This is a genomic window from Alicyclobacillus fastidiosus, from assembly GCF_026651875.1.
Lineage (GTDB): Bacteria > Bacillota > Bacilli > Alicyclobacillales > Alicyclobacillaceae > Alicyclobacillus > Alicyclobacillus fastidiosus.
In genome coordinates this window covers 3,496,744-3,516,522 of record NZ_CP104067.1, presented here as the reverse complement: position 1 = coordinate 3,516,522, position 19,779 = coordinate 3,496,744, and the positions used below count along the sequence as shown (strand labels likewise).

Annotated in this window: 16 protein-coding genes and 7 tRNA genes; 22 read left to right on the top strand and 1 reads right to left on the bottom strand. The window is 57.4% G+C overall.

The features are described 5' to 3' along the window. The first annotated feature begins 10 nt into the window (after positions 1-10). Entirely contained in the window at positions 11-1,480 is a 1,470-nt protein-coding gene (locus NZD89_RS17290) for a putative amidoligase domain-containing protein (protein ID WP_268004029.1), read from the top strand. Further along, a complete protein-coding gene (locus NZD89_RS17285; RefSeq protein ID WP_268004028.1) occupies positions 1,377-2,768 on the top strand; it encodes a YheC/YheD family endospore coat-associated protein in 1,392 nt (463 codons plus the stop codon). Before NZD89_RS17290 ends, NZD89_RS17285 begins: the two co-directional genes overlap by 104 nt. Positions 2,769-2,855: 87 nt before the next feature. On the opposite strand, the gene NZD89_RS17280 is transcribed toward NZD89_RS17285, so the two are convergent. Then, positions 2,856-3,104, bottom strand: a complete 249-nt coding sequence (locus NZD89_RS17280; protein ID WP_268004027.1) for a hypothetical protein — start codon at positions 3,102-3,104, stop codon at positions 2,856-2,858. Between the two features lie 109 nt (positions 3,105-3,213). Between NZD89_RS17280 and miaB the strand changes: the two genes are divergently transcribed. The 20 genes from miaB to NZD89_RS17180 all read left to right on the top strand — a co-directional run bounded on the left by miaB (position 3,214) and on the right by NZD89_RS17180 (position 19,772). Beyond that, positions 3,214-4,704 carry a tRNA (N6-isopentenyl adenosine(37)-C2)-methylthiotransferase MiaB gene (gene miaB / locus NZD89_RS17275; RefSeq protein ID WP_268004026.1) on the top strand — a complete coding sequence of 497 codons (1,491 nt, stop codon included), beginning with the start codon at positions 3,214-3,216 and terminating at the stop codon, positions 4,702-4,704. Continuing rightward, a complete protein-coding gene (locus tag NZD89_RS17270; RefSeq protein WP_268004025.1) occupies positions 4,701-5,144 on the top strand; it encodes a YlbF/YmcA family competence regulator in 444 nt (147 codons plus the stop codon). Before miaB ends, NZD89_RS17270 begins: the two co-directional genes overlap by 4 nt. Positions 5,145-5,314: 170 nt before the next feature. After that, complete coding sequence (mutS, locus tag NZD89_RS17265) at positions 5,315-7,939, top strand: DNA mismatch repair protein MutS (RefSeq protein ID WP_268004024.1); 2,625 nt, start codon at positions 5,315-5,317, stop codon at positions 7,937-7,939. Beyond that, the gene (gene mutL / locus NZD89_RS17260; protein ID WP_268004023.1) at positions 7,939-9,834 is read left to right on the top strand and encodes a DNA mismatch repair endonuclease MutL; all 1,896 of its coding nucleotides are present in this window, start codon (positions 7,939-7,941) and stop codon (positions 9,832-9,834) included. The genes mutS and mutL overlap by 1 nt, the downstream gene beginning before the upstream one ends. A 1-nt stretch (position 9,835) precedes the next feature. Continuing rightward, positions 9,836-10,630 carry a class I SAM-dependent methyltransferase gene (locus tag NZD89_RS17255; RefSeq protein WP_268008520.1) on the top strand — a complete coding sequence of 265 codons (795 nt, stop codon included), beginning with the start codon at positions 9,836-9,838 and terminating at the stop codon, positions 10,628-10,630. Then, positions 10,627-11,592 carry a tRNA (adenosine(37)-N6)-dimethylallyltransferase MiaA gene (gene miaA, locus NZD89_RS17250; RefSeq protein ID WP_268004022.1) on the top strand — a complete coding sequence of 322 codons (966 nt, stop codon included), beginning with the start codon at positions 10,627-10,629 and terminating at the stop codon, positions 11,590-11,592. Before NZD89_RS17255 ends, miaA begins: the two co-directional genes overlap by 4 nt. Before the next feature lie 38 nt (positions 11,593-11,630). Continuing rightward, on the top strand, positions 11,631-11,888 hold the full coding sequence (hfq, locus tag NZD89_RS17245) for an RNA chaperone Hfq (protein ID WP_268004021.1): 258 nt from the start codon (positions 11,631-11,633) through the stop codon (positions 11,886-11,888). Between the two features lie 124 nt (positions 11,889-12,012). Beyond that, positions 12,013-12,088, top strand: a tRNA-Thr gene (locus NZD89_RS17240). 4 nt (positions 12,089-12,092) lie between these two features. After that, positions 12,093-12,176 (top strand) — tRNA-Tyr (locus NZD89_RS17235). A 7-nt stretch (positions 12,177-12,183) separates the two neighbouring features. Beyond that, a tRNA-Trp gene (locus NZD89_RS17230) sits at positions 12,184-12,259 on the top strand. A gap of 12 nt (positions 12,260-12,271) precedes the next feature. Continuing rightward, a tRNA-Ala gene (locus NZD89_RS17225) sits at positions 12,272-12,347 on the top strand. A gap of 3 nt (positions 12,348-12,350) precedes the next feature. Next, positions 12,351-12,425: transfer RNA gene (locus NZD89_RS17220), tRNA-Asn, on the top strand. Positions 12,426-12,431: 6 nt separating this feature from the next. Continuing rightward, positions 12,432-12,507 (top strand) — tRNA-Thr (locus NZD89_RS17215). Between the two features lie 5 nt (positions 12,508-12,512). Next, positions 12,513-12,588 (top strand) — tRNA-Val (locus NZD89_RS17210). A gap of 562 nt (positions 12,589-13,150) precedes the next feature. Then, the gene (locus NZD89_RS17205) at positions 13,151-14,266 is read left to right on the top strand and encodes a cupin domain-containing protein (RefSeq protein WP_268004020.1); all 1,116 of its coding nucleotides are present in this window, start codon (positions 13,151-13,153) and stop codon (positions 14,264-14,266) included. Next, entirely contained in the window at positions 14,263-15,876 is a 1,614-nt protein-coding gene (locus NZD89_RS17200; protein WP_268004019.1) for an ethanolamine ammonia-lyase reactivating factor EutA, read from the top strand. The genes NZD89_RS17205 and NZD89_RS17200 overlap by 4 nt, the downstream gene beginning before the upstream one ends. 164 nt (positions 15,877-16,040) lie before the next feature. Further along, the gene (locus NZD89_RS17195) at positions 16,041-17,120 is read left to right on the top strand and encodes a Bug family tripartite tricarboxylate transporter substrate binding protein (protein WP_268004018.1); all 1,080 of its coding nucleotides are present in this window, start codon (positions 16,041-16,043) and stop codon (positions 17,118-17,120) included. A 45-nt stretch (positions 17,121-17,165) separates the two neighbouring features. Further along, on the top strand, positions 17,166-18,680 hold the full coding sequence (locus NZD89_RS17190) for a tripartite tricarboxylate transporter permease (RefSeq protein ID WP_268004017.1): 1,515 nt from the start codon (positions 17,166-17,168) through the stop codon (positions 18,678-18,680). Then, complete coding sequence (locus NZD89_RS17185; protein ID WP_268004016.1) at positions 18,677-19,192, top strand: tripartite tricarboxylate transporter TctB family protein; 516 nt, start codon at positions 18,677-18,679, stop codon at positions 19,190-19,192. The genes NZD89_RS17190 and NZD89_RS17185 overlap by 4 nt, the downstream gene beginning before the upstream one ends. A gap of 34 nt (positions 19,193-19,226) precedes the next feature. Beyond that, the gene (locus tag NZD89_RS17180) at positions 19,227-19,772 is read left to right on the top strand and encodes a cupin domain-containing protein (protein ID WP_268004015.1); all 546 of its coding nucleotides are present in this window, start codon (positions 19,227-19,229) and stop codon (positions 19,770-19,772) included. Positions 19,773-19,779: the final 7 nt, after the last annotated feature.

The window sequence follows — 19,779 nt, the reverse complement described above, 5'->3', positions numbered from 1 at the left end:
GACGTGGGGAATGGCGTATTACCTACTACATCGAAACCAGCCTTCTGCGAAGAGGTTGTTGGCGAAATTATCTCGATTATCTCGATATGTCGCGACAAATTCGGTAACGGACTCAGATGTCTTACTCCGCTGGGGTGCTGCTGAGGAGAGCGACCCACAGCAAGGTTCGGTACTCAACACCAAGGATGCCATTGCGCGAATTGCGTCCCGCGTGGAAATGGGCAAATTCCTTCGCCGCGTCGGCGTTCGCGTGGCCGCGCGGACGACCAAGTTCGGTGGGGTCACGACGTTTAGTCGGCAGTACCGAATTCCGATGTTTGATTTAGTGCCGATTGGTTGTTTCCGATCCGACTCTGGTGCGAATTGGGCCAGCGCACGAATATCGCGTGTCCACGCGTCGTTCGACGAGATCGCGGTGACCGAAGACAAACAGACGCGGCGGGCTATTTTTCTTGCCACGAGAACCTTGCACGCGCTTGGGCTCGATTTTGGGATGGTCAGTATCGGTGTCGGACCCAAGGGCTTGCTGCAGGTGATGGACGTGACCGCGACGCCTGTGCTCGAAGGGCGCATGCTCGAGATGTACAAAGATGCGATGACGGCCTTTATGGAGCGGGAGGAGCAGGCGCGTCGCGGAACCTACACGGTGACGTTGGGCTCGGACGTAGAGTTGATGCTACGCAATCCACAGGGGAAGATGGTCCTCGCCAGCAACTATTTCACCAGGCGGGGTCGCGTCGGGTGCGACGACCGAAGTGTAAACTTTGACGGCAAGCGACTGCCGTTGTTGGAGCTTCGTCCCTCTCCAGACCCGACGCCGAACGGTCTCTTGCAAAACTTGAGAGGAACGATGCGAGAGGCAAGTGAGCGAATTAACCGGGCCAACGTCGAATGGCGGGCTGGCAGTATGCCATTTCGACCGTATTGTACCGGCGGACACATCCATTTCTCGGGGATTCCGTTCTCCAGTCAGTTGGTTAAAGTACTGGACAACTACTTGGGATTGCCTCTGATGGCTGTCGAAGTCAGGCAGACAGCCGGCTGGCGACGACCAAAGTATGGGTACCTTGGCGATGTTCGACACAAGGACTACGGTGGCTTTGAATACCGTACGCCAGCTAGTTTCATATGCAGCGAGACCGTCACCACCGCAGCGTTCCATTTGGCGCACATGCTCGCCACACATTACCGGGATTTCAGCATTCCCGACCTGTATACGCCAAATGTGCAAACCGCTTTTTATGACGGGAACGTCGGTGTAATCCGACCGTTGATTCAACGCAATATAGAGACCATTCGGCGGCACGCTGCATACAGTCAGTACCGGGAGTATATCGAGCCGCTCTTCGTCATGATCGAACAAGGACGGACGTGGAATGAAAACGTGGACGTCCGCGTCGAATGGGGCATCCCCACCCAGCGCACGAGCGTCAAATCGAGCGTTAAAACGCGTCGGGCAAAAGTCGCAGGGGCTCGATGAGGAAGAGGGGTCACATCTTTTGAGCCAAGAACAGAACGCAGAATTGGTGTGGTTGCGACAGGGCAACCACATCGCGAACGCCGTCCGGCCGCTGGCTAATAAGGGGAAAAAGTGGCCCGTACATGCAAGGTTCGCAGGCGGCGGTATACAGTTGCCGATCACAGCGAACCTCCCCCGCGGCCAGATTTTGTACCGGTGCCCAATTTCGCTGAAGGAAACAGGCGCAGTTGCCGAGGTGGGTCCCGTCTTTGCCATTCTCGCCGGCGAAGGGAAGAACGGGTTTATTGGTGCGCGGCTTAATTTCCGAGATGTCATCGCGACCGCCCGCGAAACGGGCGCGTTTATGTACGTCATCCCAACGAACGAAGTACAGCTGGGGAATATCTGGTATGGCTACGTGCGACTGGGCCAACAGCGCTGGGTACGAATTCCGTGCCCACGGCCGCAGGCCGTGTACAACCGCATTCCAACGCGCGCGTTGGAACGTCGTCCAAGTGCCATACGCGCGCGGCAGATCTGCAGCCAGATGGGGATTCCCATGTTCAACCCAGAGTACTTTAACAAGGCGCGCATTTACGAGATGTTGAAGCAATGGGGCGTGAGCGGCTTCTTACCTGATACGGAGCCCGAACTGAATGAGGATAAACTCGTCAGCATGTTGAAAAAGCACAGCTCCGTGTATCTGAAACCAGCGGGTGGCAGTGTCGGCCACGGTATGATTCGGATCGACTCGGTGAAAGGTGGCTGGGGTGTCTCTGTGCTCAAGCACGGCTCGACGCAAAAGTATGTCTGTAGTACGGCGTCCACCGTATGGTATACGGTGCGTCGCGAACGCGTGCCTGGGAGCTATGTCATTCAGCAGGCTATCCCCATGATTGAGTATCGGGGTCATCCCTGTGATTTTCGCGTCCTGCTCCAAAAACAGAGTGATGTCTGGCAAGTGGTGGGGCGGGGGGTTCGCGTCAGCGGCGCAGGCCGGATTACGACGCACGTCCCCAATGGCGGATCCATCGCGAATGCGGACGCGGTGCTCGAAGAGAGTTTTGGGGAGCACGCGTCGAGCGTCAATGACGAGTTGGTGCAAGCGGTTGTGCAGGCCGCCCAAGCCATCGACTTTGGGTACCAAGGCCAACTCGGTGAGATGTCCATGGATATCGGCATCGACCCACAGGGGCATCCCTGGTTTTTCGAAGCGAATTCGAAACCGATGAAGTTTGACGAACCGGAGATTCGTCAAAAGTCGCTACAAGGCGTCATCGACCAATTGAGGGACCGCTCTGGAACCTGAGGACGAGGTGCGAGCGTTGTGTCCTGTGGTCTTGAGGATGCGCGTAAGCAGGTCTTCGCTCAGGCTTACGCGCTTTTTGCGATCCGGTTAGACGAGCGGCCATGGGAGCGCAAAACGGCGTTTGCCCTTGGTGATCAGACGAACTTGATGAAACGGGATGTACCGCCACGTACTGTCATACACGAGCAGCGCTTGGTGCGCGCGGACAATTTTGTCGATGTCTGGCAAGTCACTTGCGAACGACTGCTTGTCTGGGGCGACGACCGCCCCGTCGTACCCTTCTTCCCGATCCGTTACATAGACCTCGAAAGTAGGAATATTCAGCTTGTCCGACATGGCAATTCACCTCCATTATTTCCACGTGAGACGCGTCTCACATTATGGTATCATCAAGTGATAGATGTGCAATCACAAATCTTTTCTTCGGCACGAGGAGTTGTTGAGGTTGGAAAACCTGGTCAAGCTGGCGCGCGAAGGGCGCTTGGAACAAGGCCTTGGACTGACCTTTGGCACACATCGCCCCAATCAGGTGGAGCGAGTGGCTTACGATATAGATGCGTTGACGAAGGCGTACCGCGTTGGCAAGAAAGCGGACGGATCTCCTTACCGTTTTGTCATTAAGACGTACGGTTGTCAGATGAACGAGCACGACACGGAAGTGATGTCGGGCCTTCTCTTGGCGATGGGGTACGAACACACCGACGACGATATGGACGCGGATTTTATCTTGTTCAACACTTGCGCGGTCCGCGAAAATGCGGAGTCGAAAGTGTTTGGCGAGATCGGTCGGCTTCGTCCGTTAAAGGCGAGGAACCCTGAGCTTTTGCTCGGCTTGTGCGGCTGCATGGCGCAGGAGCAAGGCGTGCAGAAGATGGTGCTCGAGAAATTCCCGTGGGTGGATGTGGTGTTCGGAACACACAACATCCATCGCTTGCCCGCCATTCTGACGGCTGCCAAGCAGTCGCAAGAGACGGTGATGGAGGTCTGGGAGAAGGCGGCCGAGACGGTGGAGGATATCCCCAAGCTGCGCAAGGACAGCGTGCGCGCCTGGGTCAATATCCAATATGGTTGCAACAAGTTTTGCACGTACTGCATCGTCCCGTACACGCGAGGGCGTGAACGCAGTCGGCAGCCGGAGGATATCCTGGCTGAAGTGCGTGAGTTGGTAGGAGCCGGGTACCGCGAAATCACGCTGCTCGGCCAGAACGTAAATGACTACGGCGTAGATTTGGGGACGATTACGTTTGCGGAGTTGCTTCGACAGGTCAACGACATCGAAGGCATTGACCGCATTCGGTTCACCACGTCTAATCCGTGGAACTTTACGGACGAACTGATTCTGGCCATCGCCGAGTGCAGTCACGTCGTGGAACACGTTCATCTGCCCGTTCAATCCGGCAACAATGACATCTTGAAGCGGATGAATCGCACGCATACGCGCGAGTATTACCTGCAGTTGGTAGATAAAATTCGTACAGCGATTCCAAACGTCAGCCTGACGACAGATATCATCGTCGGCTTCCCCGGCGAGACGGAGGAAGCGTTCCAAGATACGCTGTCCTTGATCCGCGAAGTCGAGTTCGACAATGCATTTACGTTTATTTACTCCCCGCGGGAAAACACCCCTGCGGCGAAATTCGCAGATGAGGCTACGTTCGCCGAGAAGAAGGACCGTTTGCGCCGCTTAAACGAGGCTCAGTACGAGATCAGTTTGAAGCGCAACCAGGCGCTTGCGGGCAAGGTCGTCGAGGTTCTGGTCGAAGGCGAGAGCAAGACCAACCGTGAGGTGCTCACTGGTAGAACGAGAACCAATCACCTCATTCTCTTCCCGGGCGATAGTTCGCTTCGAGGTGAACACGTCGATGTCGTGATTACGCATCCGCAGACGTTCCTCTTAAAGGGGCAACTTGTGGACAGTGAGGAGGGTGTCTCGTGAGTGTCTTGGATCCGACGACGCAACAGCTGTTTGCTAAGGTGGACGAGATTGCCAACGGCATCGCGCAGTCGGAGGCGGCGTCCATGTACTGGCAGGCGCGCGACAAAATGATGCGTCATCAGGAGGCACAGGGGCTGTTCGACGACCTGAAAAAGAAGACGAATGGGCTTCTCGTTCTAAAGGATCGCGTAGGGGAACAAAGCGATAAATATCAGCGGGTGAAGGAGCAAGCCGAGCTCATCGAGGCACGTCTGGCCGAGATTCCTGTGGCACTTCAGTACAAGGCCGCGCAAGACGAACTCAACGCCATGTTGCAAGAGGTGATGCTCGTCCTTCTCGCACACTTGAAAACGGAGGTGCCGGTGGAACAGGGGCCGCGCAGTTGCGGATCTGGAGGCAGTTGTTCGACGGGCGGCGGCTGTTCTTGTTCGGCACACTAAACACGACATGTTCGAAATAGGCATCGATGTCGTTCCGGAACGACGATAGGACCTTTACGGACATCCCCTTGGCGGTCGCCTAATTCGGCGGCCGCTTTGTGCATACCGTGACGCGAGGGTTATCGTCTTTTAGGAAGTCATCTCTGCCGTGCTGGTGGGAGGAAGAGTGTATGGCACTGACACCGATGATGCGTCAATACCAGGAAGTGAAGGAAGCTCATCAGGATGCGCTGTTGATGTTTCGACTGGGGGATTTCTATGAACTATTCTTTGAGGACGCAGTGACGGCAAGTCGGGAACTCGATATCACACTGACGGGCCGAGACGCCGGCGAGGCGGGGAGAATTCCCATGTGCGGCGTTCCCTACCACGCGGTGGAGCAGTACCTAGAACGGCTCATCGACCGCGGATACCGAGTGGCTATCTGCGAGCAAGTCGAAGACCCCAAAGCGGCAAAAGGGCTGGTCCAACGCGAAGTCGTTCGGATTGTGACACCGGGTACAGCGCTCTCGAAAGAGACGGACCAGCGGTTTCTAGCTGCTGTCGTCGAATCTGGCCAGCGCTTCGGCCTCGCCTTTGTCGACGTCGGCACAGGGGAGGTGCTCATCGGGGAGGCAGATGCAGAGGCTTGTCAGGACCAGTTGCGGCTCTTGCGTCCCATTGAAATCGTCGTAAACGCCGGCGCCCACGTACCGAGTTGGCTTGACCACTTTGCATCGAGTACAGCCACGCTACTGACGCCGCGTAAGAGCGGCCCCAAGCAGCTCGTCGAAGAGCAGTACAATGTGACGAGCATGACGGCGCTTGGGCTCTGTGAGGCGTCAGCGTCCACCCTCGCGCTGCTCCTTGCTCTGACGTACATAGATGAAACGCAGAAAATGAAACTTCGGCACCTGCAAGATCCTCGCCCACTGTTTCGGAACACGCACTTAGCCCTCAATCAGACGGCCATTCATCACCTCGAGATCACACAGACGGCTCGAGACGGTCAGAAGAAGGGGTCGCTGCTCGGGCTGCTCGACGCGACGGTGACGGCGGCAGGCGCGCGGCTTTTGCGAACGTGGTTGGAGCGGCCGCTTTGTCAGGAGGCAGAGATCGTCCGCCGTCACGACGCGGTGGGCTTCTTTGTCGACGACCTGATACTGCGCGAAGAAGTGCGAGATTCGCTACGCGGCATTCACGATCTCGCCCGTTTGGTCGCCCGCTTCGCATTTGGCAGCGCCAATGCGCGCGACCTTTTGTCGCTTGCGCATTCGCTCGTCAAAGGACAAGCCGTTATCGAGACGTTGGAGGCGGCCGAAGCGCCGGAACTCGTTTCGTCGCTGATTGACGAGTTGCCGGACCTAATGCCACTCGCCCTCCACATCGAGGCGAGTGTCGTCGAGGAGCCGCCGGCTCTCACGCGGGACGGCGGCATGTTTCGAAGCGGGGTGGACGATGAACTGGACCGACTCCGCAGTTTGCAGACGTCGGGTCGGACCTGGCTGCGCGACCTCGAACAGAGAGAGCGCGAACGAACTGGTATCAAGTCGTTGAAAATCGGCTACAACAAAGTGTTTGGGTACTATATCGAGGTCTCCAAGGCGAATCTTGCAAGCGTTCCGGCTGAGTACGAGCGACGGCAGACGCTGACGGGTGCAGAGCGCTTTATTCTTCCTGAGTTAAAAGAGCGAGAAGCGGAGATCCTCTCCGCCGAGGAGCGCGCCATGGCTAAGGAAGCAGAGCTGTTTCAATCGTTTCGCGACCGCGTGCTGGAACGGCGAACCGACATCCAGAGTTTCGCTGACGCGCTCGCTCAAATCGACGTCGTTCAGTCGCTCGCGCACGTGGCCAGTGAGCGCCGATTCGTGCGGCCGCAAATCAACCGTTCCGTGGGGATTGACATCGTCGGCGGACGTCACCCGGTGGTGGAAGCGATGGCCACAGGTCAGTTTGTACCAAACGATACGCGGCTCGTGCAAGGGGAGCACATCATCGTCCTGACGGGTCCAAACATGGGCGGAAAAAGTACGTATATGCGCCAGACGGCGATCATCGTCATGATGGCGCAGATGGGGAGCTTCGTACCTGCACAGCGGGCGGTCGTCGGGATAGTCGACCAGATTTTCGCGCGCATTGGGGCGGCGGACGACCTGGGCCGGGGTCAGAGTACGTTTATGGTCGAGATGATCGAACTGGCGGAAATCCTGCGCCAATCGACATCGCGCAGCCTCGTCTTGCTCGATGAAATCGGGCGAGGAACGTCGACCTACGACGGGTTGTCCATCGCCGAGGCGGTGCTCGAGGAACTGGCGAGCCGAGAGGAAAAGCCCTTGACGATGTTCGCGACGCACTATCACGAGCTGATCAACTTTTCGGAGCGGTTTCCGTCGGTGCGCAATTATTCGATGGCGGTCGAGGAGAAAAAAGACGGCATCGCGTTTTTGCACACTGTCGTCACTCGCCCGTCGGATCGCAGTTATGGGATTCAGGTGGCCAAACTGGCAGGCCTCCCGCCACACGTCGTTCGCCGGGCACAAGCGCTGCTTGAGGCCCGTGAATCCGCTGGGGCCGACAGTGCTCTCGCGCTCGCGGCCGCCACGTCGGAAGTGCGAGAGCGACCCGTTGAAGAGAGCGGCGGCGGCGCCGCGAATGGGAAGGAAAGGGCACAGACGTCGCCCGAGCTCGCGCTGTTCGACGGGCCCTATCGGTCGTTCGCGGAGGCGGTGGCAGCGGAGAATCTGCTCTCGATGACGCCACTTCAGGCGATGAATCGCCTGAATGAGTTGATTGAGAAAGCGAGGGAACTCTTGTAATGGGGAACATTCAAACGATGTCGACCTCGCTCGCCAATCAAATTGCCGCAGGGGAAGTGGTGGTTCGCCCGGCCTCGTGCGTGAAAGAGTTGCTGGAAAACAGTCTGGATGCGGGGGCGAAGCAGATCACCGTGACACTGCGAGAGGGCGGCATCGCACAGATCATCGTGCAGGACGACGGCGCCGGAATGGACGAGGAAGACGCGCAAATTGCGTTTTTCCGCCACGCGACGAGCAAACTGTTCCACGAGCGAGATCTCGTGCGAATTCACACCCTGGGCTTTCGCGGCGAGGCGTTGGCGTCCATCGCGGCGGTGTCGCGGGTGACCTTGACGACGCGGGAGAGAGGCTGTGAATACGGCGTCTGCGTCCGTGTGGAAGGCGGGGAGATGTCCCCCGTCGAGCACGTGGGTGCGACCTTCGGAACGCGAATTGAGGTTGCCGATTTATTCTACAACACCCCTGCCAGACTGAAGTACCTGCGGACGGTCCAGACCGAGCAGGCCAAGTCGGTCGAGACTGTTCAAAAGGCCGCCCTGTCTCGGCCAGATGTGGCGTTTACCTGTCAGACGGAGCATCACGTGCTCTTTCAAACGCCGGGGAACGGGGACGTTCGAGCGGTGCTCGCGGCGCTGTACGGCGTCGGCGAGGCAAAGCAACTGCTCGCCATCGAAGAGGCGACGCCCGATTACCGCGTCACGGGATTTATCGGACGGCCCACGCAAGGGCGCAACAGCAAAGCGCAAGCCCATTTGTTCGTCAACGGTCGACCGGTGCGCAACGTGGCGGTGCACCAGGCGGTTGTACAAGGGTACAAAAATCGCTTGATGATCGGCAAACAGCCAGTGTACAGTATCGCGATTGCGATGGACCCGAGTCTCGTTGACGTGAATGTGCACCCGCACAAGGCGGAAGTGCGGTTTAGTGAAGAGGCCGACGTGTGCCGGTGCGTGGCGCGCGCAGTTGCCAAGGCGCTCGACGGGACGCTGCTGGCGCCGACGCCGGAGGGGCGCAGGCCGCGGGAAGTGTCGGAGGCACAACCGTTCGCCCTCGATTTTCGCCCCAGACAGGCGGATGAAGGGACGGGCCGTGACAAGATGAGGGCGTCTGGCAGTGGACCGCGCCTCGCCTATCCCAGTGGTGCACGGCCGCAGACCGCGACTGCGCGGGAACTGGATATGGCGTACGGCAGGCCGCCCTCTGGCGAGGTCGGGGCGGAAGCCTTGGTCACGGGCGGCCAAGGAGCCCCGTCGAATGCGCCTGACGACCGCGCGTTGCCAGAGGAGCCTTACGCAGAGGCCCGCAAGCAAAATTGGCAGCTTCGGCCGATCGGCCAAGCGCTTGGCATGTACGTCTTAGCGGACGACGGCGAATCGTTGTATATTATTGATCAGCACGCAGCACACGAGCGCATTCTGTTCGAGGAGTTCTACAAGCGGCTGTCCGGTCGACAAGTGCATGCCATGCCGCTGCTCGCCCCGATGCAACTGACGTTGACGCCCTCGGTCTACACCCGGGTGACAGAGGAAATCGACCGCCTGTCTCAATTGGGGCTGACTATCGATCCGTTTGGTGGCTACGACGTGGTCGTTCGAACCGTGCCTGACGTGTGGGAAGGACTCGACGTCCACGCGCTGGTTGAGGAGACGATTGCACGCATTCCGAGTGCGGGCGCATCGACGGATGATTTCTTCCAGACGATGCACGACGTCATTGCGACGAGGGCGTGCAAGGCGGCGGTGAAGGCGAATTGGTATTTGTCGCAAGAGGAACTAGAGGCCCTGTGCCACGCGTTGACAGAGGCAGACGACCCGTTTCACTGTCCCCATGGCCGACCCATCTTCCTCCAGTGGACGGGCAAGCAGTTAGAAAAGGAGTTTAAGCGTATTGTCTGACATGACGACTCCGTTGCCAGCCATCGCCACGGCGCCGCGCAACGCAACGGCCCGACAAATTGAGCTGGCGGCCACGCTCGCGAAGCACTTTGGCGTGCGCTATGTCGCGCGTGACGACCTGGGGCTCGAGCAGTTGTACGAAGCATACGGGGTAGAGGCCATTATCGTGGCGGACGACCCCGTGAAATTGTGGCACCGCAAAGCGGCCACGCCGCTGTTTTTCCATCCGAGTATGGGGGCGCAGCGGATCGAGCGGATAGAGCGGGGCGAAACGGATAGGCTCTTGAAGGTGATGGGCGTACAGCCCCGGCACGTCGTGGTCGACGCGACACTGGGGCTTGCGAGTGACGCGCTGGTCTTCGCACGTCAGGTCGGGCCAGGCGGACAGGTCGTCGGCATCGAGGCGAGCCCCTATCTGTACGGGGTATTGGCCGCAGTACAGCAGTTCGGTTCAACGCGCTACCCGGAGGCGACGCAACTTCTTCGAAGGGTCGACATCCACTGCGTCCATCACCTCACATGGCTCAAGCGTCAGCCGGACGACAGCGTCGACGCGATTTATTTCGATCCGATGTTTCGAACGCCAGAGGAAGAGTCGTCCTCGATGGCGCCACTGCGCAGTTTCGCCGAATCGTCCGCACTGCTGCCGGAAGCGGTGGAAGAGGCAAAGCGCGTCGCTCGAAATTGTGTGGTGGTGAAGGAACGGCCGACTTCCGGGGTGTTTCATCGCCTTGGCTTGACACCGGATCTCCCTCGCCGAAAAATTGCGTACGGAGTGTGGAATAAGAAGTTATGAGCAAGCAAAGAGTCATCTGTGTCGTCGGGCCGACGGCTGTCGGCAAGAGCGACGTCGCCATCGATATCGCTCTGGAGTACGGTGGGGAGGTCATCTCCGCCGACTCGATGCAAGTGTATCGCGGCATGGATATCGGAACGGCGAAACTGTCGCCTGCAGAACAGCGCGGGGTGGCACATCACATGCTCGATGTCGTCGAACCGATGGATTTGTTTACAGTGGCGACCTGGAAAGAGGCGGCGGACGATCTCATTCACGAGATCGCACAGCGCAACAGGCTTCCAATTGTCTGTGGTGGGACGGGGCTCTACATCCGCTCCGTCACCGATGACCTGACGTTCGGGGAGCGGCCGCAGGCGTCAGACATCCGCACTCGCTGGCAGGCCTACGTCGATGCGCAGGGGGTCGAGGCGTTGCACCAGGCGCTTCAGGAGGTAGATCCCGCCAGTGCCGCACGCCTCCACCCAAACGATGTCAAGCGCGTGATTCGGGCACTGGAGGTCGCGGAGACGGCCCCGGCGCCGCTCTCCCACGACTACGACTTCACGGAGAAGACGGGGAGGTACGACGTGTTGCTCGTCGGGTTGTGGATGGAGCGCCAGGCACTGTATCGGCGCGTGGAGCTGCGCGTGGACAAGATGGTTGAACAGGGTCTCGAAGCCGAGGTAAAGCGCCTCTTGGCGGCCGGGGCCAGCGCAGAGCTCCCCGCTTTACAGGCCATCGGCTACAAGGAAATGGTGCAATATCTGCGCGGGGATTGTACATTTGACGACGCAATCGACGCCATCAAGCGCAACACCCGGCGCTTCGTCAAGCGCCAACTTTCGTGGTTTCGCCGCGATGCGCGAATTCATTGGTTTGAGCGAACGGCTGACGGGGCGTTCGCCGACGGAGAGGCGGATCGAATGTGGGGCACGATTCGTGATTTCGTGGAAGGAAAATACCACATCCGCCACGAATAAAAAGGATAGGCGCAAAATGGGAGTGTGACAATCGGTCCATGAGCAAGCAGCAAATTAACATCCAAGATACGTTTTTGAATCAAGTACGCAAGGACCGTATACCGGTCATTGTATATCTGGTGAATGGCTTCCAAATTCGCGGGATCGTGCGCGCGTTCGACAATTTCACCATCGTCGTGGAAGCAGAGGGTAAGCAACAGATGATTTACAAGCATGCCATCTCCACGTTTATTCCGATGCGGCAAGTCAATCTCGCTTCCGAAAACACGTCTTCTGACGCTGACTCGGAAGCGTAATCCGTCCGGATTGGAGCCGTGCGTACAGGATCAAAGTTCCAATGCTTATCAGGGGTTCATGCGTAAAATTATGCATTGACACAATAGCTTTGGATGTGTTAACTTAAGATCTGTCGCTAAGAGCGCCAGCGTAGCTCAGCAGGTAGAGCAACTGACTTGTAATCAGTAGGTCGCAGGTTCGATTCCTGTCGCTGGCTCCAATCCGGAGGGGTACCAAAGTGGCCAAATGGGGCGGACTGTAAATCCGTTGCGGAAGCTTCGAAGGTTCGAATCCTTCCCCCTCCACCAGTTACATAGGGGCGTAGTTCAGCTGGTAGAACGGCGGTCTCCAAAACCGCATGTCGTGGGTTCGAATCCTGCCGCCCCTGCCAGATTTACTCCGTGGGGGTATAGCTCAGCTGGGAGAGCACCTGCCTTGCAAGCAGGGGGTCGTCGGTTCGAATCCGTCTACCTCCACCACATTCCTCGATAGCTCAGCGGTAGAGCATCCGACTGTTAATCGGAGGGTCGTAGGTTCGAATCCTACTCGGGGAGCCAAGTTTTGCTCCCATAGCTCAGTTGGCAGAGCGCATCCATGGTAAGGATGAGGTCACCAGTTCAAGCCTGGTTGGGAGCTCCAGTCGAGGGCGTTTAGCTCAGTTGGGAGAGCATCTGCCTTACAAGCAGAGGGTCGGCGGTTCGAGCCCGTCAACGCCCACCAATCGCTATTCTATCGAAATAAAAGGCCACTCCTGCGAGTGGCCTTTTTGCATGTTTGCGGGGCCTCGTTCGAACGCTCCGCGAATTTTGTGTAAAAAATTTTGTTGGATGTTTTACATAGCAGAAAAGCTCGCCCCCCGACTCCGCCAAACGCGAATACAATCGAATCAGCCAAACGTGAGAGGAGTTGTTGAAATCATTGGCTGGTCAATGACGTCGATATGCCGAATGAGCCCCCGGAAAGCAACTTCAAGGACAAGGTGACGACGCGCGCTTACCCTTGCTGGGAAGTCGGCGGCGTCGTATGGACCTACATGGGGCCTCGCGACGGGTTCCACCTCATCCGGATTACGAGTGGCTGCGCGCCCCAGGGACGCATCGCTTCGTGTCTAAAAAATTGAATATTGCAACTATTTGCAGGCCGTGGAGGGAGCCGCGGGTGCGATCAAATTTTGCCGCGGGGCGTCGCGTGGGAGGAAGGTTTGGCAAACGAGTTGGCTACGCGGTTTTAGGTAGTCAAAGCTAGGCGATTGGCGGTTTCGAATGCGAAGGAGGGAACACCAGTGCCAAAAGTGTCGGAAGAGCTTGCAAAACGGTTTGCCACAGAAAAGGGTTCGAAATATCAGGACTGGGTGCGCAATGAGGGACTTGACATCATCGCCGGACATTATGTCCCCAATTTGCACCATGTCGACGTGAAACCGTGGCCGCGGCGCGGGGGAGCCGGCGTCTATATCAACCACGAGGCGTCGAGGCACTCAAACGACTGTTACGTGTGCGACATTCCTGCGGGCGGGAAACTCGCTCCTCAACGACAACTGTACGAGGAGATGATATACGTCCTGGATGGGCACGGATCGACCTCTGTGTGGAATGATGCAGGCCAACGTGTGACGTTTGAATGGAACGCTGGCTCACTGTTTGCCATCCCCCTCAACTGTTGGCACCAGCATTTCAATGGGTCTGGTCTAGAAAAGGCTCGCTACCTGGCCGTGACCAACGCGCCAATGGTCATCAACTTGTACGAGGAAGTCGATTTTGTGTTCAATACACCGTATGACTTCACGAGCCGCTTCCACGGGGAACCCGAGTACTTTGCCAACGAGGGGACGCAAAGCGGGTTCCTCTTGGAGACGAATTTTGTCGCCGACACGCGGTCGTTGCCCCTCATCAATGCGAAGGAACGAGGCGCCGGGGGCGGCCATATTCGCTTTAACTTGGCGAAGGGATCGATGAACAGCCATATTTCCGAATTTCCCGTCGGCACGTACAAGAAGGCACATTTACACGGACCTGGCGCGCACGTCATCATCCTTGACGGCTCCGGATTCAGTTTCATGTGGCCCGAAAATTCCCCGCTGAATCGCTATGACTGGCAGGAGGGGAGCATGATTGTTCCGCCGGATCGGTGGTATCATCAACACTTCAACACAGGGGTGACACCCGCTCGTTATCTGGCCTTGAAGTACGAAGGAACGTCCATTCGCAACGAACAGGGCGTACCGAAAGCGTGGATCAGCAAGCGCATCGGCGGAGATCAAATCGATTACGCGGATGAGGACGAGATGGTGCGTCGCGTCTTTGAAGAAGAACTGGCGAAGAATGGGCTGGGATCGCAGATGAAATCGGCGTATGAGGCAGAGCTGGCGGCCTTAGAAGCGTCAGGGTCCGCTGCATGAATAGGGATTTCGGGTTTGGCGCGTGCCTGCTGCACACCGCCGACATCGACATCGTCCCCATGTATCTTCACGACATTGGAGATGACCACTTTCATGAGGAAGACGGCGAAACGTCGCTTGAGACCAACGGTTTGTGGGTGTCCGACAACTTCCAATTGACGAGTGTCGGCGTGGACATCGGTTCCGCATCCACGCAGGTCGTCTTTTCGAAACTGATCCTGGAGCGCATGGGCAATGCCCTCTCCAGCAGGTACCGCGTCATCGGACGGGAGTCTATATATCGTTCACCGATTGCCTTAACCCCGTATCGAGACGCGCGCCGAATCGATGAAGAGGCCTTGGGGAACATCATTGAAAACGCTTACCGAGAAGCCCGGTTGGCACCGAAGGATGTCGATACTGGTGCGGTCATTTTGACCGGCGAGGCGATTCGACGGGAGAACGCAGAGGCCATCAGTCAACTGCTATCGGTTCAGGGGGGACGATTCGTCTGCGCGATTGCGGGACACAACATGGAGGCGCTGCTGGCCGCCTACGGGTCCGGTACAGTCTACCTCTCCTATCAGCGCAAGGCGCGAATCTTAAACATCGACATAGGTGGTGGAACGACCAAGTTCGCCGTCGCCGAAAATGGAAAGGTTGTGGATACGGGGGCCATTCACGTCGGTGGGCGCCTCATCGCGACCGATACGAGCGGGTGTATCACGCGTTTGGAACCAGGCGGTCAGGCCGCCGCCAAGGCGGTTGGCATCCATCTCGTAGAGGGCGAGCGCATCACCTCGCAGGTGAAAGAGCGCATCGCGAAGTGGATGGCAGAGCGGGTATACGAGGCGGTCGTGGGCCCGAACACCGCCGCCAAGGAAACCAACCTGTTTCTGACCGATCCGCTCTCTGAACAGGCACCGTACGCCGGAATCGTGTTCTCCGGCGGCGTCGGTGAATACGTCTACGACCTGGAGCAATCGGATTTCGGAGACCTCGGTCCCTACCTCGGGCGGGAACTTCGCGCGCGCTTTTTGCACGCTTCTGAAGTCGGACCCATGCTCGACGCCTCCGAGCGGATTCGCGCGACCGTGTTAGGGGCTTCTGAATACAGCCTGCAAATGAGTGGCAATACGCTGTTTCTCACGAGTTCTAAAGTCTTGCCCGTGCGCAACCTGCAAGTCGTACATGCGCCATGTGACTTGCATCACGACATTGAACCGCCGCGAATTTCAAGACAAATTGCCGATCACATCAAGCGATTCGACCTCGTCGACGGTCAGTCTGACTTCGCACTTTCGTTTCATTGGGGCGGTCCGCCGTCGTATCCGCGGCTGCGGGCTTTTTGTGAAGCACTCGTCAGGGCGATTCCCGAGTCGTTCAAAGGAAGACGACAGGTGACGCTCGTGCTCGACGGCGACATCGCCCAAAGTGTCGGGCGGATTCTGACAGACGAACTCGGGGTCGCGAGTCCACTGTTGGTCCTCGACGGAATCCTGTTGCAGGACTTCGACTTCATCGACATCGGACGCATGATTCAGCCTGCCGGCGTCGTGCCGGTAACGGTTAAGTCATTGGTGTTTGAGATGGCAAAGCGGAGGCCATCCACTACTCGACACGTCCACTGACTTCGGTTTCTCTTCTCCTCGTGAAGGGGGTGATGTCTCGAAAGCGGATGGTGTGTGCCTTGGGGCCATGTTGTGGGAACCCGATTCCACCCGATGCACGACGAACAGATTTGTTCGTTCCGAAACCGTAAGCCGTGAACACTACCGAAGGTCGGAGGGAGAGTATGAACTTTACTGTGAAACGTTTTGCACTTGGAGCCGTTTTTGCCGTAACCTTGGCCACGCTCGCGAGCGGTTGTGGGACCGCTTCACAAGCGTCGTCCACCGCGAGCTCGGCGACCGCGTCTTCGCCGGCAACTGGACAGTCAGCCGCAGCGTTCTTCAGGGGGAAGACGATGCAACTTATCGTACCGTATGGTCCCGGCGGCGGTTACGACCAGTGGGCGCGCCTCATCGCACCGTATCTGCAAAAGTACCTTGACTTGAAGCAGGTTGAAGTCGTGAATGCACCGGGCGGTGGCGGTTTGGTTGGAACGAATGAGGTGTATGCCGCGAAACCAGATGGGCTCACGATTGGTGATACGAATGCGGGCGGCGACGTATTTGACCAAATGGTTGGTGCAAGTGGGATGACGTTCGACGTTACAAAGATGACGTGGCTCGCTCGACCCGACGACGATCCGCACGTGATTGCCGTCCACCCCAGTGGTCCATATCAATCTTTTGCCGATTTAGAGAAGGCGAAGCAGCCGGTGAAAGCGTTGGCAACGGGAAAGGGAAGCTCTGATTACAACGCCGCCGTGATCGCGTTCAACGCATTTCACATCCCGTTCGACATGGTGGCTGCCTTCAGTGGAAGCAGTGATGAAAAAGCTGCATTTCTGCGAGGAGACGGCGACACCACATCGCTCTCCGCTTCCGACATCGCTCAGACGGGAGGCAAAGCCAAGGTGGTCGTTCTTCAGTCTGACCAATCGTTCGATAAGCTGCCAGGCGTACCAACCATTGTCGATCTCGCACAACAGGCAGGGCTTAGCGCGAATGCCATCGACGGCTTAAAAGCGATGGCGAACATCATGGACCTCGGCCATGCTTTTATTGCGCCGCCTGGGGTTCCGGCGGATCGCGTTCAAGCCCTCGACCACGCGATGTCTCAGTCTTTGCAAGACCCCAGTTTTGTCGCCGCCGCCCAAAAAGCACATTTGTACGTCGGGTATCTATCCGGTTCACAACTTACAAACATGGTGCAGGAAGCGATGAACAACACGAATTTGTTAAAACCACTCCTCGACGACCAGAAATGAACGCTGTGAGGCCGCGTCGCTCTACCTCTACATGGAGGTGTCATCATGCTGCATCAGATGATACTAGGCTTTGACTCGCTGTTCACGCTCGATGGAATGCTGATGATTCTCTTCGGTTCTTTGCTCGGCACGTTTGTCGGGGCCATTCCCGGTCTCGGCGGGGCCGTACTGATGACCATGTTGCTTCCGTTTATTTACGGAATGCCCGTGATCCCGGCCTTATGTCTGCTGTTGGCGGCACACTCTGGCATTTACTTCAGCGGCTCGGTCACGGCGATTCTCCTCAACACGCCCGGTGCACCAGAGTCGGCGGCCACCACATTCGACGGGTATGCCATGACCAGACGAGGCCAAGCGAAACGGGCGCTCGGCATCTCTGCTCTGTCCACGACGGTGGGCGGCTGGATCGGGGTAGGATTGTTGCTCATCGTGATTCCCTTCATGTTCCAACTGATTAAGTTGTTTCAACCGTCTGAGTACCTCGTACTGGCGATTTTGGCGATTGTGCTGATTGGGCAAATGCGCTCGGGCTCGATGACGAAAGGGTTATTGTCGGGGTTGTTCGGCCTGATGATGTCATTTGTCGGGTACGACCCGATCACCGGCGTCCAGCGCTTCACTTTTCACCAATTGGCTCTCTACAACGGGTTCAACATCACGGCGGTAGCGCTCGGGATCTTTGCTTTCGCCGAGATGTTCCACCTGTACAGCCTGAAGCGGGCGCGCACTGAGGAGGGAAGGGTCAACCTGTTGGGGAAGACGCCAGGTTCCGGCGTGCTAGACGGCATGAAGGACGTCCTCGCACATCCGTGGTTGATGATTCGGTCTGCGATTCTCGGCACCCTCCTCGGCGTCGTCCCAGGCATTGGTGGCGTCGCCGCCAACTTCATCTCGTATGGGCAGGCGATGAAGACGTCGAAGCACCCTGAAAAATTCGGAACCGGGATACCGGAGGGCATCATTGCACCGGAGTCCTCGTCCATTTCGAAAGAGGCGGGCAATCTCGTCCCTACAGTCGCCTTGGGTGTGCCAGGCGGAGTGGGAATGGCCGTCTTGATGAGCGGATTCACGATTCTCGGCATCGTGCCGGGTCCAAGCATGCTCAAAACGAACCTGGACGCCGTCTTCGCGATGGCATTTGTCATCGCCATCGGCAGCTTGTTGTCCAGTGCCATGGGGCTCACCATCGTACCGCACCTGGCCAGGGTCAGCCAGGTGCCGACGGCTATTTTGGTGCCGTTTATCTTCGCCCTCGCCGCCCTGGGTTCGTTTGCGGCGGACCAGAGCATGGGGCAAGTGATTGCCGTATTTGGGTTTGGCATCGTCGGGCTGTTGATGAAGCGCTTTCACTACTCCGTTCCAGCGGCGATGATCGGATTCATTTTGGGATCCGTGGCGGAGCAGAACCTGTATCTCACTCAACAGCTATTTGGCCTATCGATGTTCAAACGCCCGCTGACAGACTTTATGATCCTGATCATTTTGTTTGTCGTACTGAACCCGTATCTGAAGCGATTCAGACGGAACCCAGTCGAGTCGAAGGGGGAAATGAGTGCATGAGACGGTTGCGGCTAGAGATGCTCCTCGACATCGCTTGGATTGTCTTTGCGTCAGTTTACGTTGCCATGGCATCCCGGTACCCTCCGGCAGGTCGCCTAATTCCGATGGTAGTGGGCGTGACGGCGATCATCGTCGGCATCACGCAGCTCATGGGGAACTTCATACCCAGGATGCGATTTTTGACGCACGATAGAAAACTCGGCGATCGCAAGGACACTGCGGGAACTCCCCCGATTGCGCTGGCGCCCGAGCCGGTACCAGAGACTGGGGAGGTCTCTCAACTGGGGCAGTGGGTTTCGATTCTATGGGCTGCGTCGTTGATCCTGGGTATTTTATTGATTGGTTTTGCGCCCGCCATCCCTTTGTTTTTCTTCGTCTATTTCCTCATTCAGAAGAGTCACCGCAATTGGAAATTGGCGGTAGGAGCCGCCGTGGCGATGGGGATATTGACGTCGGGTGTGTTCGCAAGAGTACTCGACTTACATTTGTACTCGGGCGTTTTGTTTAGCTAACGTTGTTTCGAACGTAGATTGAGGAGGAGTGTTCATGGGAACGGAATCCCATTATCACAGCAAGAAGGATAGGGTCTTTGTTCGTGCCATCGCGGGGGAGTACAACTTGAAGACGGAATTGGCGCGCTTGAGGTCATTGCCACGGATTCGAAGCGGGGACAACATTCAGTTCCTCGACGGGCCGCAAACGTTTAGCAAACACTATCTCGAACCAGTCGACGGATTGGGTCAGACCCTTCACATTCACCTTGAAGAATATGCACCGGGCGGGAAATCTCAAAAACACGGCCACGTAAACGAAGCCGCGTTCTATATTTTAGACGGTCGCGGTTACGAAATTCACGATGGCGAGCGCTATGACTGGGAGGCCGGAGACATCGCCATCGTGCACAATAACTGCGTTCACCAGCACAACAACGCCGACCCAGAGAAACCGGCCCGCGCCTTGGTGATCAAGACCAAACCTATGTATATGTTTATGAACATGTTGTTCCAGAAAACGGTTGTGCCAAGACCCACGGAACCGACCGAGCACGGGGTCGACTTCGTTCCTCGGCAGGATGACGATACACAAATCTAATTGAGCA

Bases quoted from the DNA above. Each gene is read 5' to 3' on its own strand.
- NZD89_RS17290 (WP_268004029.1), top strand. From the start codon at position 11: ATGGCGTATTACCTACTACATCGAAACCAGCCTTCTGCGAAGAGGTTG.
- NZD89_RS17285 (WP_268004028.1), top strand. From the start codon at position 1,377: ATGAAAACGTGGACGTCCGCGTCGAATGGGGCATCCCCACCCAGCGCA.
- NZD89_RS17280 (WP_268004027.1), bottom strand. From the start codon at position 3,104: ATGTCGGACAAGCTGAATATTCCTACTTTCGAGGTCTATGTAACGGAT.
- mutS (WP_268004024.1), top strand. From the start codon at position 5,315: ATGGCACTGACACCGATGATGCGTCAATACCAGGAAGTGAAGGAAGCT.
- mutL (WP_268004023.1), top strand. From the start codon at position 7,939: ATGGGGAACATTCAAACGATGTCGACCTCGCTCGCCAATCAAATTGCC.
- NZD89_RS17255 (WP_268008520.1), top strand. From the start codon at position 9,836: ATGACGACTCCGTTGCCAGCCATCGCCACGGCGCCGCGCAACGCAACG.
- miaA (WP_268004022.1), top strand. From the start codon at position 10,627: ATGAGCAAGCAAAGAGTCATCTGTGTCGTCGGGCCGACGGCTGTCGGC.
- hfq (WP_268004021.1), top strand. From the start codon at position 11,631: ATGAGCAAGCAGCAAATTAACATCCAAGATACGTTTTTGAATCAAGTA.
- NZD89_RS17200 (WP_268004019.1), top strand. From the start codon at position 14,263: ATGAATAGGGATTTCGGGTTTGGCGCGTGCCTGCTGCACACCGCCGAC.
- NZD89_RS17195 (WP_268004018.1), top strand. From the start codon at position 16,041: ATGAACTTTACTGTGAAACGTTTTGCACTTGGAGCCGTTTTTGCCGTA.
- NZD89_RS17190 (WP_268004017.1), top strand. From the start codon at position 17,166: ATGCTGCATCAGATGATACTAGGCTTTGACTCGCTGTTCACGCTCGAT.
- NZD89_RS17185 (WP_268004016.1), top strand. From the start codon at position 18,677: ATGAGACGGTTGCGGCTAGAGATGCTCCTCGACATCGCTTGGATTGTC.
- NZD89_RS17180 (WP_268004015.1), top strand. From the start codon at position 19,227: ATGGGAACGGAATCCCATTATCACAGCAAGAAGGATAGGGTCTTTGTT.